14 protein-coding genes and 1 pseudogene are annotated in these 14,190 nt (G+C 38.2%); 5 read left to right on the forward strand and 10 right to left on the reverse strand.

Going from position 1 to position 14,190, the window contains the following annotated elements:
- Positions 1–297: 297 nt before the first annotated feature.
- The 4 genes and pseudogenes from Tanf_RS05205 to Tanf_RS16360 all read left to right on the forward strand — a co-directional run bounded on the left by Tanf_RS05205 (position 298) and on the right by Tanf_RS16360 (position 2,287).
- The gene (locus Tanf_RS05205) at positions 298–876 is read left to right on the forward strand and encodes a hypothetical protein (protein WP_014225605.1); all 579 of its coding nucleotides are present in this window, start codon (positions 298–300) and stop codon (positions 874–876) included.
- A gap of 247 nt (positions 877–1,123) precedes the next feature.
- Positions 1,124–1,330 (forward strand): annotated as a pseudogene (locus Tanf_RS16350) (DUF4372 domain-containing protein); the annotation flags it as partial.
- A gap of 241 nt (positions 1,331–1,571) precedes the next feature.
- On the forward strand, positions 1,572–1,919 hold the full coding sequence (locus Tanf_RS16355) for a transposase (RefSeq protein ID WP_231964090.1): 348 nt from the start codon (positions 1,572–1,574) through the stop codon (positions 1,917–1,919).
- A 62-nt stretch (positions 1,920–1,981) separates the two neighbouring features.
- Complete coding sequence (locus tag Tanf_RS16360) at positions 1,982–2,287, forward strand: transposase (RefSeq protein ID WP_231964089.1); 306 nt, start codon at positions 1,982–1,984, stop codon at positions 2,285–2,287.
- 248 nt (positions 2,288–2,535) lie between these two features.
- Here the strand turns inward: Tanf_RS16360 and Tanf_RS05215 are convergent, their stop codons facing one another.
- From Tanf_RS05215 to Tanf_RS05265, 10 genes are all read right to left on the reverse strand, one after another.
- Positions 2,536–4,488: a discoidin domain-containing protein gene (locus Tanf_RS05215; RefSeq protein ID WP_052449013.1), complete on the reverse strand. Its 1,953-nt coding sequence runs from the start codon at positions 4,486–4,488 to the stop codon at positions 2,536–2,538.
- An 8-nt stretch (positions 4,489–4,496) separates the two neighbouring features.
- On the reverse strand, positions 4,497–4,949 hold the full coding sequence (locus Tanf_RS05220) for a hypothetical protein (RefSeq protein WP_140230666.1): 453 nt from the start codon (positions 4,947–4,949) through the stop codon (positions 4,497–4,499).
- Positions 4,950–5,062: 113 nt separating this feature from the next.
- Positions 5,063–5,623: a stage II sporulation protein M gene (locus Tanf_RS05225; RefSeq protein ID WP_046825146.1), complete on the reverse strand. Its 561-nt coding sequence runs from the start codon at positions 5,621–5,623 to the stop codon at positions 5,063–5,065.
- Positions 5,624–5,941: 318 nt separating this feature from the next.
- The gene (locus tag Tanf_RS05235) at positions 5,942–6,592 is read right to left on the reverse strand and encodes a hypothetical protein (protein ID WP_046825147.1); all 651 of its coding nucleotides are present in this window, start codon (positions 6,590–6,592) and stop codon (positions 5,942–5,944) included.
- A 70-nt stretch (positions 6,593–6,662) separates the two neighbouring features.
- Positions 6,663–6,956, reverse strand: coding sequence for a hypothetical protein (locus Tanf_RS05240; RefSeq protein WP_041590861.1), 294 nt, complete (start codon positions 6,954–6,956; stop codon positions 6,663–6,665).
- A gap of 22 nt (positions 6,957–6,978) precedes the next feature.
- Entirely contained in the window at positions 6,979–7,266 is a 288-nt protein-coding gene (locus Tanf_RS15250) for a hypothetical protein (RefSeq protein WP_041590860.1), read from the reverse strand.
- A 405-nt stretch (positions 7,267–7,671) separates the two neighbouring features.
- Entirely contained in the window at positions 7,672–9,429 is a 1,758-nt protein-coding gene (locus Tanf_RS05250; protein WP_046825148.1) for an O-antigen ligase family protein, read from the reverse strand.
- Positions 9,426–10,115 carry a hypothetical protein gene (locus tag Tanf_RS05255; RefSeq protein ID WP_140230665.1) on the reverse strand — a complete coding sequence of 230 codons (690 nt, stop codon included), beginning with the start codon at positions 10,113–10,115 and terminating at the stop codon, positions 9,426–9,428. Before Tanf_RS05255 ends, Tanf_RS05250 begins: the two co-directional genes overlap by 4 nt.
- Before the next feature lie 3 nt (positions 10,116–10,118).
- On the reverse strand, positions 10,119–11,195 hold the full coding sequence (locus Tanf_RS05260) for an efflux RND transporter periplasmic adaptor subunit (protein WP_046825150.1): 1,077 nt from the start codon (positions 11,193–11,195) through the stop codon (positions 10,119–10,121).
- Positions 11,196–11,198: 3 nt separating this feature from the next.
- Complete coding sequence (locus tag Tanf_RS05265; protein ID WP_046825151.1) at positions 11,199–12,425, reverse strand: ABC transporter permease; 1,227 nt, start codon at positions 12,423–12,425, stop codon at positions 11,199–11,201.
- 163 nt (positions 12,426–12,588) lie between these two features.
- On the opposite strand from Tanf_RS05265, the gene Tanf_RS05270 reads away from it, so the two are divergent.
- Positions 12,589–13,794 (forward strand): PNGase F N-terminal domain-containing protein, encoded by a 1,206-nt coding sequence (locus Tanf_RS05270; RefSeq protein ID WP_052449014.1) that lies wholly within the window; start codon positions 12,589–12,591, stop codon positions 13,792–13,794.
- Positions 13,795–14,190: the final 396 nt, after the last annotated feature.

Raw genomic sequence — 14,190 nt, forward strand, 5'->3', positions numbered from 1 at the left:
ACTTGTAAAAGTGACCGCCAACTCTCTTGATGTCTGTTCTTGGCTCTTTAAACTTCTGAACCCATTCCGGTAAAGACAAAAGCAACTTAATCCGGCGGATTAAAAGTAGACAAAAAATTGAACATATTAAATCGTCGACTTTTCTTGTAACATACGGGGATTTGCAGTCCCAAAAAACTTTTTTCAAAACTATCTCATCACTCGGATTGTTTCATAGAAAACACGGAATCCGTTGGGCACGTGCAGCGGAGGATGTGAAAAACAAAATGAGTTATTAACACTAAAAACCGAAAGAACATGAAGAAAACATGGTTTGTGATGCTGCTGATGATGACAGCGGGAATGGGAATGGCGCAGGAAGCCAAGTATGAAATCAAGTCGGGCATCGTTAAAAAAGTGTCGACTGTGATGGGGCAGAAAGTCGAAAGTACATTGTATTTCGATGACTATGGGAAGATGGAAGCGGTGGAAACGACCGTTAACGCCGCCGGTACGGAGAAGCATATGCGTACGCTTGATGAGGGTAATTCGATTGCCAGTATCGATTTGGACGCAAAGACCGTTCAACGGATAGAGAAGCCTGACAAACTGAATAACTTTTTGACTCTGACGGACGAGCAAAAAGAAAAATATAAATATCAGGAGTTGGGTGAAGAAGACTTCTTGGATCGTCCATGCAAAAAAATTTCATTGGAACTGACAGAGATGGGGCAGACATTTCTGAGTACGTTGTGGCTCTGGAAAGGCATTCCGTTAAAGACGGAGGCGCAGGTCGGCGGAATGACCGTAATCGAGGAAGCGATTGACATTCAGGAAAATACAGAGATTCCGGCCGAGAAATTTACGATCCCCGAAGGGTTTACTCTTTCTGAGTGAGAAAATCTGCATTTTCATGAAAAGAGGGTGTATCAAAAATCATTCTTTATGGTACATCCTCTTCTTCTTTTTATATCTCTTTACCTTTGCTTCATGCGGCTATTTTATATGGTTCTCTTCATTGCTGTCCCGTTAAAACGGGTCAAACGTTCTTTGAAATGATTGGAAATTAGTTTTTTTACGAGTGATTTTAAAGTGAAACGGATTTGATTTCGCAAATTTACCATCTGTAAGATTTGGATGACGCATGTACGTTTCAAAGTATGTTTTCTCTCAACTCACTTCTTTTCTGAACAGAAGCCTGTTCAACGACTTTGTTCGCAAGTACAAGGGGGGCCATTATGTCAAGCACTTCACCTGCTGGAACCAGCTGCTTGTCATGATATTTGGCCAACTCAGTAACCGTGAAAGCCTGCGCGACCTGATTGTCGCACTGGAAGCCCATCAACCGAAGTGCTACCACATGAGCACGGGCTACAAGCCTGTCACCAAGACGACACTGGCAAGGGTCAATCAAGACAGGGACTATCGGATTTTCGAAGACTTCGCCTTCTACATGATGGCCCAGGCCCGGAGCAAATGTGTGGTGGATATCTTCAATCTGAACGGGAACGTCTATGCGTTCGACTTTACAACGATACCGCTGTGCCTGGCGGTCTTCTGGTGGGCTAAGTTCCGAAAAAGGAAAGGCGGGCGTGAAGGTTCATTTCCTTTACGATTTGGAAACTTTCGTGCCGGCGTTCTTCCACATCACGAAGGCCTCGGTTCACGATTCCAAGGTGATGTGCGAGATTCCCTACGAGTCAGGTTCGTATTATGTGTTCGACCGTGGCTACAACGCCTTCAAGGAACTCTTCAAGATTCACAAGAGGGATTCCTTCTTCATCGTGAGGGCCAAGAAAAACCTCCGGTACAAGTGCGTCAGATGGCGGCGACTTCCGGAAAACGTGCTCACTGATTCAGAGATTATCCTGACGGAGGAGACTTCCTTTGAGAAGTACCCCGAAGAACTCAGGCTTGTCAGATACCATGATGACGAGTAGGACCGCGACTTCGCCTTCCTTACCAACGTCTTCCACCTGACAGCTCTTGAGGTCGCCTTGGCTTGTACAAAAACAAATGGCAGATCGAACTCTTCCACAAGTGGATGAAGCAGCATCTCAAAATCAGGAAGTTCTGGGGTACGACAGAGAATGCGGCTCGCATCCAGATAAACGTGGCCATCATAACTTACTGTTTGGTGGCGATTGTACAGCATGACATGAAGTTAGAACGCTCAACCTACGAGGTGTTGCAGATCCTCAGCATCTCATTGACGGACAAGCCCCCTCTCCAAGGCCTCTTCAGCAAGACTGATTCCAATGATGTCAAAGAACAGATTGACCCCCTTATTCCGGGGCTATTTGATTAATAGTTAACCGTCCCAATTTTTACGGGACACTAATGATCTGATACAATGAATCAATGAACCGTTTACCCCTCCGCCGGAAACCGAAAATCAGCTCTTTCAACAGGAGGGGGGGATACCCCTAAAATCAAAAAAAGCTCGTATAGGAGCCGATCTGCTTCCAGACTACGGACTCGTCTACCCTGAGGAAAAACTTTTAGGACACTATTGCATATATCCGCCTCTTTTGTTTTGAAAAATTTCAACCTTCATTACCACCAAATCTGTTTACCATGTTCATAAGTAAAGGGGCGTTCTTCTTTGCCTCGCGTATGGTTATGAAGGAGAAAGAGTGCATTTGATGGTGCATTATCGTATACTAATTCAAAACCGTTCGCGATACATTTACCTAGGGAACACCATTCATTGCCCCAATAAAACAGTTCATATTCGTCTCCGGGAATAACGTCATTATTATCCGTACGGGGAGAATATAGAATACGAGTAATTCGTTCGGGATGCCCAAAATCCAATCCGACGAAAGCTCCATTCTCATTATTCGTATGAAAATACGTGTCTATGTTTCCATCGAAAGCACGATTCACATCTTGCCCACCACCATGTGTCGATGAAGAGAAAGGAATGCCATGTAATTTTCTTGTATCCGAATAAAAAGCTATATCTCCAACATTTGCCCACGAATGTTCCGGAGCAACATAACGAACATAGCGATAAGACCTTGGCATGTTAATACATGTATCCTTAACTGGTTGATCGGGTATATATTTAATATCGCATAATAGTATTTTCGAGTAAAAATCGGAACGGTTCGATGCCTCAAATCGTCCTCCTAACATCATACGCTCATATTGAATAATATGTCCATATTTAGGATACTTTCGATTGATATGAATCGTTTGTTTTTTTTTCAGTTCTGCTTTCAAAATTGTCTGCAATCCGTTCTCCCGCAAGATCAATGGAGGTGCTAACGGTGTTATCCGATTGTTTTGTATACCCACCGGAAGATATACAATGCCATCTCCCGAATTTCTGTATGAACGCATCTGTTCTTTTCTGAAATCACCTCTACCGACAGTGTTAAAAATCAAAACATCTCCTGATAAATAACTTTTTGCTACGGGTATCCACATAGAATTGTCGAATGTGCAGAGGTATCCTTCGCTTTCTTTCTTGTTTGTTTTTATACGTATATCTGAAATTGCCATGTCTTTATACTCCGAAGTGACGTCTTTCCAATCCGGATGATAAAAAAACGAAAACGCTGTATTGTTTTTTCCTACATTTATATATTGTTGATCGGCAAAAGATAAGCGATAGATTTTGGAAATTTTATATGCAAATTCGTTAGAGGCATCATGGCCGAAACCCATATCGACCGTATGACCTTTACGATCTATGACGATATTCCATTTATGTCCTCCACTACGATTAGCCCAAACAGGTGTGAAGTCGATTGCCGACGGTATCCCAATGGCACGCAATACAGCAGTCAGGCAATATGCCATCTGATCACAATCTCCCCAGTGAAGATTTAAAAGAGAATCGAGTGTTAGCGGATAAGGAAATTTGGACATTCCTGCATTATACCATATCATATTACTTTTTACCACTCTTTTGGCTATATCATAACCCCCTGTTACGGAATCCAATAAATGTCCAAAACGTTCATAAGCTGTTTTACGCCAATGATTCAATGGTTCGTGCTCAAGACGATAAGGGAGCACATATTCACAAAACGCCTCAAAAGCATAAGCATCCGATCCATTAAATTTTTCCCAGGCAGTAAATGCCAAGTCGATATTTTCAATCAGAAAATCCGCAGTTATGACGTTGATATCCCGAATGATTGTCATTTGAGGCTTTTTTATCGACCTTATCGAATCTAAATACGCGCCGATTTTAGATATAGATGGCTCCCAAGCTTGTTCTTCATGTATCATTTTAAGTTCGGGAAAAGAACGAATATAGATATCCGAAGTATCAGTGGGAACAATGGCATATTCATCGGCCATATTTGCTATCAGAAAACATGCGGCTCTGAATTTCAACGAGTCGCCTCTGTAATATTCCAATACACGTTCCAACTCAGAACGGTTATTGCCTGCCATACGTAAAACTTTTGCCGTATCGTCTGGAATATCATCAGAAATATGGTAGCAAGAAGATAAAAAAATTATGGGAATGAAAATGACAAGATATTTCATGTATCTTTCTATATCAGTTTGAAAAGTTCTGTTACTCCCCATATTGTACATATCGGAACGGCTACGGATAGCATCGCATATGGATATTTCAGTCTGTATAAATGATGGATTATCCAAGAAACAATTAAGTAATACGGAATAAATGAATAGTTTACCATATTGACGATAAATTGAAACCTGTTATTTTGTTTAAGTATTTGGACAATATCATCCGTATCTGGAACTTCCACATTTTCCAACATCAAGATAGCGATAAATACAACTATTGCCGGAATAACATAAGGATAAGATGCCGCGATAAGGAATCTTCCGAAAATCGCTTTTCCATTAAAAAGCAAAGCTGTCAAATGAAATAACAAGCATAAGACAATCCAAACAACAATACCGGAAAGAATTGTCATAACAAAATTCAATTGCATAAATGTTTTTAATATGCTTGTAATCTCTATACCACGTGTCATAAACAACTTATTGATCGAAGATATATATTCCGACACAAGAATACTATATACCAGAACTACAATAGTTCCGTATAATTTAGGAATTTGGATAAGTCTTTCAAAAAAATGGTCCATCAGAGCATCGTTACGGAAATATAAGCTTCTACAAAAGCAGCAATCAGAATAATTATGAATACAACAGTTAACCACAAAACCAACCATTTACAAAATTTCACACTAAAAATATCTTGATTTCTCATAAACAAAATCAACTCCCAAGCAATACTTAAACCAATAGCACCGGATAGCCAAAAGCCTATTAGCTCAAAACTGTGGGGCAGTGTTGTTTTTAAAATATTATGCAGTCCGAAACCTGAATCGTATACATTTTTAAATATATCTGCAGAAGCAAATCCGTTTATAAATAAATTTATGATTGTTCCAAGACCTAAAAAAACACCACCGGCAATGTTTATAGCACACCCCAAAATATTGTTTTTAAAAATCAAAAGAAATGCTTCAAAATGATTGTCCTTATCCAATGACTCCGTTATTTCAGATATGACCGAATCATATTGAGCGGTATCCGAAGATTCTATTATCGGCATTTCTATAAAGAAAATCCTGCCTATGAAAGGAAGCAGCCATATTAGAAAAGATATCATTATAGCTATAAAAAAAGATTTGCCTTTCATATCTCCAATAAAAGATGTTTAATTGGTCTTCTTCTTTTGGTATCTATACCAACAATATATAACCGTGAAACAAACAAGTGCTATTATTCCGACACCAGCAGCAGAAATGAGACCACCTTTATGTGTTCCGTATGGAATAAAATCGAAGAGCTTCCCTAAATAGAAAAACAATGATGTAATAAGCGATACGGTTATTGCTATGACAACACTGATAATAAAATGTTTATTTTCCTTCATAAATATTTTATGCATTTTAAAAGGATGTATCATTCAACAGTTAGTACGTTTTCTAACACTAACTACATGGAAACATACAGCTTATCTCCTAAATATTTTATAAAAGCTATAGAAGCCAATCATAGCACATAGTAATAATCCCACAACACCTACTATGATAATAATATAGTTGTGTGGAAATACTCTTACTGTCATTAAGGCAAGGAGAGAGAGAATAAATCCTATACCACTAAAACAGAGACTCATTTTATGATTTTTTTTCGAACTGTCAAATGGGAGTAATATATTATCCTTTTGTTCAAGTATGCCCTTTTCTTTCAGTTTCCAAATAAGTCTGTTTTTGTCAGTTTCGCAAGAAGGGAAATCACAAATTTTAACTCTATAACGTTTCCCATCAGAATACTCTATTATTAAAGTACGCTTCTTATTATTAAGATAAGATCTTGTTATGCTGTCTTTGGCAATAAAAACATTACGATGACGCTCATAATATATACCTGACATAAAAAGACATAATATAGATACGATGCTTAAAATCATACCTAAAGTAACAGGCACTTTTATCAAAAATAAAAGTAAAGTATATAAAGGTACAAATAAGAATGCCCAACTCATAGATGAAAAAAAACAATCATACAATATCTTTAGAATGGGCTTTCTTCTCATACCTTTAAATTCATACCGATCTTCGAATATATATATTATATCATAGATTAAGACTATTTTGTCCATAGTGTAATTTTAATCTTTGAAAAACACATAAAGTTGCATTTTTATATGCAACTTTATGCAATTGTATAGTTTACAAAACCAATGCGGCTCCCCCAATAGCCCAGCCGACAGGATTTGAACCTATTGCCCAAGCAGCTCCAGTAGCCAAACCACCAGCATTAACTAATGCTCCACCTCCGGCACTACAAATGGCTCCTCCAATATCACTCCATGTTCCAGATTCACTAGTGACTCCATGATATATGGCAGCGGCTCCTATTTGATTTACTGAGACATCTTGAATCTGTTTATTTTTCAGTGCACTTCCTCCAGCTATTGCAAGAATTATACTGAATAACAATATTATCTTCTTCATATTATTCATATCTATAATTTTATAATTGCAGTTAAGATGCAACAACACCTCCCCAAGCTAAACCAGCAACTAAACCAACACCACCAGTAGCAATACCAGCCATTACAATACCTGCTGCAGCGCCACTAAAGCACCCTCCCAAAGCTTTTCCGACCACTTGACCGGCAGTACCTTCTGAATTATTTCCGCAATAGTAGCTAATAGCAGCCCATTGCTGCGTAGAAACATCATTGGTTTTGCTATTAATACCACCCATCATTCCCAGTGACATAACCATAGCCACCAGCATTCCAAAAATCGCTTTTTTATTTGTTTTCATCACGTCTTAAATTTAAATTGTTTTTTTTAATCAATTACTTACTAAATACATTCGTCGAAAATTCGACAAACACTAAGATTTACTCAAAATAAGCTTTCTGAGTTTTGACAAATTCGACTGTGTAAAAACACTTTATAAAATTTGTCAGGCGCATCATCTTTGCTCCGGTTATACACCGAATAAAATCTCTTTTTTGTCATACCGTCCCCATAGGCACATTCTTTTTTTTAAGTTCTACATAATCATCACTTCAAATCCATATCAGGAAGATCCATGTTTTATATTGATTGCAAAAATAAGAAGTAAAAATTGAATTGATTTACTTATCATATGCAGAAATTCGCACATTTATGTACTCCTGTTTGCACTTTGCTTTTACATCTCTCACGAATTACTGTCATTCAATTATTTATCAACAGATTCATATTGCAACAATTTTCTCATTTCTTCTTTTATTTCTTTAGCTGCTGTAGTAGGCACTTTCTCTTTGGTTGCAAGAATTTCGTTCGCCCATCGGCGAGCTTCCGATTCACGCCCTTGTTCCAACAGCAATTGTACCAATCGATATTTGGAATACAGTTTAGACGGAATTTGATAAATTACATTTTTATATGCACTTTCCGCTTCGTTGTATTTTCCTTGCTTCCGGTAATTGTTGCCAAGCAAAATATACCCATTCGGATTTGATGTTTTACGAATAGATTGCTCCAATAGTTCAGAACTTTCATCATATTGTTCTTTTAAGGCAAGCGCTGATCCATAGTAGAACAAAAATATTCCGTTGTCTTTCAAGATAGGGTAAGCCTCTTTATATTTTTCAATACCGGCATCTATCCGTCCCTCGAATACGGATTTTAGCCCTTCTCGCTGCAACTTATATCCATGCAGATTGATAAACCCTAAGGCAAGGGTAATCGTTCCTGCAACCGTACATATCCATTGAAGTTTAGGAAATACGGCAAAATCCGAAGTATGCTTTTTATGGAAGATTATTGCCAAGCAGATGATAAAATGTAAATATATCAATGCTGTCTGAAACGGATAAGAAACGAATGACAACACTGCTATGGCACAAAGCGAGGCTTTTGCACCGAGAATAAACGGCGAATATGGAGATTTTTTTCTGCGAAATGCCGCGACAAAAATGCCTGCCCACAAAAACACTCCTAATAAACCCTGCTCAATAAAAATTTGCAACGGTTCATTATAAGCACAAGTTACATAATCCGCCACTTTTTTTTCAGCATCAGAACTGCTCCCCCTTGCAAAATAATCAGATTGCCAATGCCCATAATTCGCCTCGAAAGCGCCGATTCCATCTCCCACAATCAAATTTTGATAAGGCTTTTGCAATGCTACTTTCCACACCAATAGCCTTCCGAATGCAGAATCTGCCTTATACTGGTATAAAGCGTATGCGGCAATGGCTATTAGCAAAACAGAACAAACAACGGCTACGAATTTTCTTGCCGCTGTATTCAAAAAAATAACGATTTTATTATAGAACAGAAACTTATTGTTTAAAACCACAAGACTCCCAACCGAACATGCAATCCAAGCACCTCGCGATTGAGAAATAATGATGAGATAAAACATCAAAATCAGACAAGAAGCCAAAACATAAGAAATATTTTCAGCCTTTTTATGGCGTTTATCATATATGAGCCAAACAGAAAGTATCAGAGGAAAAACAGCACTTAAATAACCGGCATAAGCACCCGGATTATTTAATGAACCACCCAATATAAAATGACTCTCTCCGTTGCCAATAAAACCGAACAGTTGACCAAATCCGTACAGAATTTCCAAGCCGGCACCTGCCACAACAAACCAAAAAGTATATTTTACAAAAAGCCTGTTTTGGTGAAACAAGTTTTTGAAAGCAAAAAACAACAGCCATAAAATTGCCACGGAGAAAATCCAATATGAACCGTATTCATGGCCTCTGACTACCATTTGAATCAGTATGTATGTACACAAAATTGAAATAAGACATTCTCCTTTGCCGATACAAAATCCTTTACGCATCAAAATTGCCGACAACAACAGTACGCCTAATGACGCAATATAAAACAAACCTTGCGATTCAACAAACCATCCACCTATATTCAAATGCAACGAAATAAGCAACAAAAACAGAAATATGTAAAGCAACGATTTCATTTCTTTTTTAGCAATCCCGGCACATATGCCAACATAAGATATACAACGAAACCTATACCTATAGCCATTAGAATCTGCTTCACCGAAAAACGAGCCCCCCCTTGTGGCTCTTGATATTGATAATCACTCTCTACATTTATTCCATTAAGTACTGATTTCGAAACGTCTTTTATCTGATATGTACCATTCGGCTTTTTGTAACCCGTCACGGATATATATCCGAATTTGGTAAGATACAAACTCTGAAAACATGCTATTGAAATACTGTCTTTTAATGCAGAAAATTCCGTTTGAATACAATATTTACCGTTTACGATTTCAGATTTACTATTCAATATTTTTAATGAGTCATTAGCAGGCATATTTTTCCTGTTCATTGCAAGCACTTCTTCAACTATCGCGTCGAATTTAAAACCATTTAATGTTTTCATCGTTGGCAAAAAGCTTATAAAAATATAATTTCCGTCAAAATAGTCCTTTTGGCAGACAGGATATAATCCGATATCCAAAGGAAATTTTCCCAATTTTTGCAGAAAGACATTTTGGGGAATCGTATCCCAACCGTCAGGGATATCGATCGAATATTTGCACGATTGTCGAGCTATAGGGATGGAAATTTTCCCATACAACTGATACATACATAAGGCACCGATTGTCAACAATAAAAGTCTATTTATTCCTCTCATTTTTTATTTGTTTTCAGTTACTTTTATCCTATCCAAACTGTCCAGTCCCGAAACGATTTCCGTATATGTACCGTCGGATATGCCGGTTTTCAAGAAACGCTTTTCATAATCGCCGTTTTCTTTTTGTATTTCCACATAGACCGAATCATAACTGAACTGAAAATATTTTTCTTCTAATGCCAATACATGTTTCTTTCTGTCGATAACGATTTCGGCATTGACCGTACATCCGGCTTTGATGTATGAGCGACATGAATCGGGAATCTCTATATTAGCAGTTACTTCAAAACGTGAAACGCCTTCCTGAATGGTCCCTTTCGGTGCAATCATGTTCAATGTCCCATAGAGATTAATGCCTTTTGCCGCCATCAGGGTAAAGGTCGCCGGCATTCCGACATGCAGGTTCACCATATCGGATTCGAGAACACTTCCTCTGAAAATCAACAACTTCAGATCTGCTATCTTTGCAATGGTCGTCCCCTCGCTCAATGTACCTCTAGCCATCACAGAGCCCCCTTCTTTAATCGGTAATTCTAAGATTGTTCCACTGTTTGTTGCTGTGATAATATTGGAGATACTCCCTTCCCCATATATACCTTTTAGCATGCCTATTTCCGTCAAAACCGACTGATAGTTCGAATGAAGAATGCTTAAATTGCTTTTTTCATTTTCATACTCTTCCAGTGTAATAACACCTTTTCGATACAAATCTTCTGTACGCCTGAAAATAGCCTCCGCATGATCAAGCTTTTCTTTCGCTACTTCTAATTGACTTTGTAGCTGCTTATGTTCCATCGGGTCTTTTACATATTGTACTCGTGCGATAGGCTGTCCCAAATCTACCTCATCACCTATATGTATCAACAATTTTTCCAAGACCCCTGATATGGTAGATTTTATTTCGATTTCTTTATGCGGTAGAATAATACCGGAGATTCTCAATCTAGATTCAATATTGCGGTATCCGGCTGAGACAATGTCAGAATTCTGTGTTTGACTATTGTTGCCCAATGCACGGTAAAGAACAAAACCGAGACATCCCAAGAGCATGATGATAATTACTGCTTTAACTATTTTCATGATTCAAATTTCTTCTTTAAGAGCTTCGACGGGATTTAATTCTGCGGCATATATCGCAGGTTTCAATCCGGCCAGAATTCCGGAAATCATCAAAATAAATACGGCTGCAATTGTTGTCGGCAGGTCCACACCGGGCTTTTCCATCATTACGGTATCTTCCGAAATAAACAATCCGATAATCTTCAATCCTCCCCATCCGGCTGCAATCCCGATATAACCAGCAATAGAGGTTAATGCTACAGCTTCCCATAAAAACATGGCCTTTATCATACCAGCACTTGCGCCGACTGACTTTCGTATTCCGACTTCACGAGTACGTTCTTTGGCTGCTGCATACATGATGTTTCCGACCCCAATCACCCCGCTTACTAATGTGCTTATTCCCATGAACCACAAAAATTTTTTCAGCATAGAGAATAAACTTGTGAATGCTTTAACTTGCTCTTCCATACTATTGAAATAAAACACATTGTCATCTCTCGGATCAAATCGGTATTTACGTGCCATCAAGTTTCGCACGCGATGCTTAGTTTGTGCCACATCAGCCTTGTCTTTCAAGGCATATACCATCGTCGGAGAGTTTCTGGCATCAGCATAAGACTGTATATATGTAGAATAGGGCATATAAATCGTTCGAGCTTCATAAGCACTCAATATCGTGTTTTTAATTGTGCCTGAAATCCGGTATATTTCGTGATTGATACGTATATATCGCCCTGTTGCGTGTTTATCTTTGAACAGCACCTCCGCGACATTTGCCCCGATTAAAACAACCTTACGGCCCTCCTGCATATCCAATATATTCAATATGCGTCCGCTATCTGTTTCTAGTCGTTTTATCTCGAAGTAATCCGGATAGACACCTTTAATTTCAAACCTTCCGTTTTTTTCATCAGCATAAACCGTACTCCATCGACTGGATTCAGGAGAGATATGAGTTATTTCCGGTATTCCTGCTTTCAACATCCGTAAGTCTTCTTCCGTAAATGCGACCCGTCTACCTGCTTGGCTTTCTTTATATCCCAAGGACGTTTCGGATGCATAAACATAAGTCATACTTTTTGAGAAACCACTGAATATCTTGAATACACCTCTTTCAAACGCCGAACCAATTCCCACTAATAAAATTAGAATAAAAATGCCCCAAGCAATGCCGATACCCGTCAGAATCGCTCTTGTGGGCTTTCTTTTTAAGGATTCATATATTTCATACCAAAAATTGGTGAACATGCCTTCATTGATTTTTTTTGCAAAAATATTTCAACTAAGCAGGAATTACTTTTTTAGATTGTATAAAAAAATGCACGATAATGTTTTTTATTTGCACGTTAGTTTGTGCGTTTTATTTTTGTGTCTACATTTGTCTCTTTAAAAAAATAAAATAACGAAGATCATGAAAACATTCTATTGGTGTATTCTGCTATGGACTTCCGGTTGCCTGTTGGTTTCGGGGCAGACTGTTCGAGTTTTCGATAATGAACGAATTTGTTTTGACCCGAATTTATATCAAAAAAATTACATCTATACCGATTCCAATAAGATCATTCACCTCACAAATGGACGTATCATATTAAAAAAGATCGCCTTACCTTTCCATGAACAGAATTTGCAGATGAAGCTGACAGCTCACATCACTCTTTCTTCTGATGGAGACCCATGGGATAAGACCGGCTCGTGTTTTATTATTCCACATAATTCTGAAATTCATATGATTAACATTGCCAAAGGAGAGAAGCAATATCCACTTGTCGACAGTATGAAATACGAGAATCTGAAAGGTATCGTCGCAAGTGAAAAATATCAACCGGTGATTGAATTGATGCGTTTCATGACGCCGTTTGGAGTCGGTTATTACAGTAAGAATGACTCTTCGGAGAGTAAACGAAAGCCCGTTTATATCGACCGTTGGGCGGAAAACGTGGAATGGAGTGAGGATATCACTCATCTTTACTCAATATTTAAAGACAGTGTATACGTAGGGATTTATATTGACACTTGGACGAAAGAAGGGTTTCTGGTCAATCTCGATATTGATATAGAAGTCTTTGGTAAAAAAACAAAAGAAATATCGGTAAATCCCATTATCAACACGGTTTACTATATGGGACAATCATATCCGGATATCTTTTGTCGCAAGGACCTTGAAGCGAGTTTCCATATCCCTCCGAAGGCCAAAAACGTACGGATCAAATATATCGCAACGGGGCATGGAGGACATTCGGGGGGAGATGAATTTAAACCGACGGAACATAGTATTTATGTCGACAATTCAGAGGTTTTTCGGTTTATCCCATGGCGAAACGATTGCGCTTCGTTTCGTCGCTATAATCCATCTGCCGGTGTATGGTTGGTTAAGCGTATGGCCTCATATATTGGGGAAAAAGGATATGAAGAAAAAGAAATAGAAGAGTCATTAGCTTCATCTGATTTGTCGCGCTCGAACTGGTGTCCGGGCAGCCTGGTTTCACCGATAGAGATTCCTCTAAACATGGACAGCGGAACCCATATTATACGATTCAGTATTCCACAGGCACAAGCATCACATGGCGAAAAACTTAATCACTGGCTGATTTCAGCATATGTTGTATGGGAAGAATAGTTTTTGATAGCCAATCGTTATCTTGAATATAGTATTACCGTTTATTCCTTACTTTTTATCCTGAATTCTTCATATTGAAGAAATTTTTTCCGTATTTCTTCCGGAATATACCGGGGATCAATGGGGATACCGTATCCATAGATAAATATATGCTCGGGCAAAAGTGTTTTCTTTTTTACATAGATTTCTTCCAAAAAGTTGTAATCAAGGACTTCGGAAATTATACAGAGCAAATCGATATCAATACTTTTTTGTTCAAAAATATTATATAGTCGCTCCTTAATATTTGCTTAATATTTTGTGATTCAACAAAATAATATTGAAAACAGTTGCATATATTTGCAGGAATTTGTATCTTTACAGAATAAAACCCTGCGAATTATGTTAGGAAAATTA

The organism is Tannerella forsythia, from assembly GCF_001006485.1.
GTDB classification, from domain to species: domain Bacteria; phylum Bacteroidota; class Bacteroidia; order Bacteroidales; family Tannerellaceae; genus Tannerella; species Tannerella forsythia.

Bases quoted from the DNA above. Each gene is read 5' to 3' on its own strand.
- Tanf_RS05205 (WP_014225605.1), top strand. From the start codon at position 298: ATGAAGAAAACATGGTTTGTGATGCTGCTGATGATGACAGCGGGAATG.
- Tanf_RS05215 (WP_052449013.1), bottom strand. From the start codon at position 4,488: ATGAAATATCTTGTCATTTTCATTCCCATAATTTTTTTATCTTCTTGC.
- Tanf_RS05220 (WP_140230666.1), bottom strand. From the start codon at position 4,949: ATGACACGTGGTATAGAGATTACAAGCATATTAAAAACATTTATGCAA.
- Tanf_RS05225 (WP_046825146.1), bottom strand. From the start codon at position 5,623: ATGAAAGGCAAATCTTTTTTTATAGCTATAATGATATCTTTTCTAATA.
- Tanf_RS05235 (WP_046825147.1), bottom strand. From the start codon at position 6,592: ATGGACAAAATAGTCTTAATCTATGATATAATATATATATTCGAAGAT.
- Tanf_RS05240 (WP_041590861.1), bottom strand. From the start codon at position 6,956: ATGAATAATATGAAGAAGATAATATTGTTATTCAGTATAATTCTTGCA.
- Tanf_RS15250 (WP_041590860.1), bottom strand. From the start codon at position 7,266: ATGAAAACAAATAAAAAAGCGATTTTTGGAATGCTGGTGGCTATGGTT.
- Tanf_RS05250 (WP_046825148.1), bottom strand. From the start codon at position 9,429: ATGAAATCGTTGCTTTACATATTTCTGTTTTTGTTGCTTATTTCGTTG.
- Tanf_RS05255 (WP_140230665.1), bottom strand. From the start codon at position 10,115: ATGAGAGGAATAAATAGACTTTTATTGTTGACAATCGGTGCCTTATGT.
- Tanf_RS05260 (WP_046825150.1), bottom strand. From the start codon at position 11,195: ATGAAAATAGTTAAAGCAGTAATTATCATCATGCTCTTGGGATGTCTC.
- Tanf_RS05265 (WP_046825151.1), bottom strand. From the start codon at position 12,425: ATGTTCACCAATTTTTGGTATGAAATATATGAATCCTTAAAAAGAAAG.
- Tanf_RS05270 (WP_052449014.1), top strand. From the start codon at position 12,589: ATGAAAACATTCTATTGGTGTATTCTGCTATGGACTTCCGGTTGCCTG.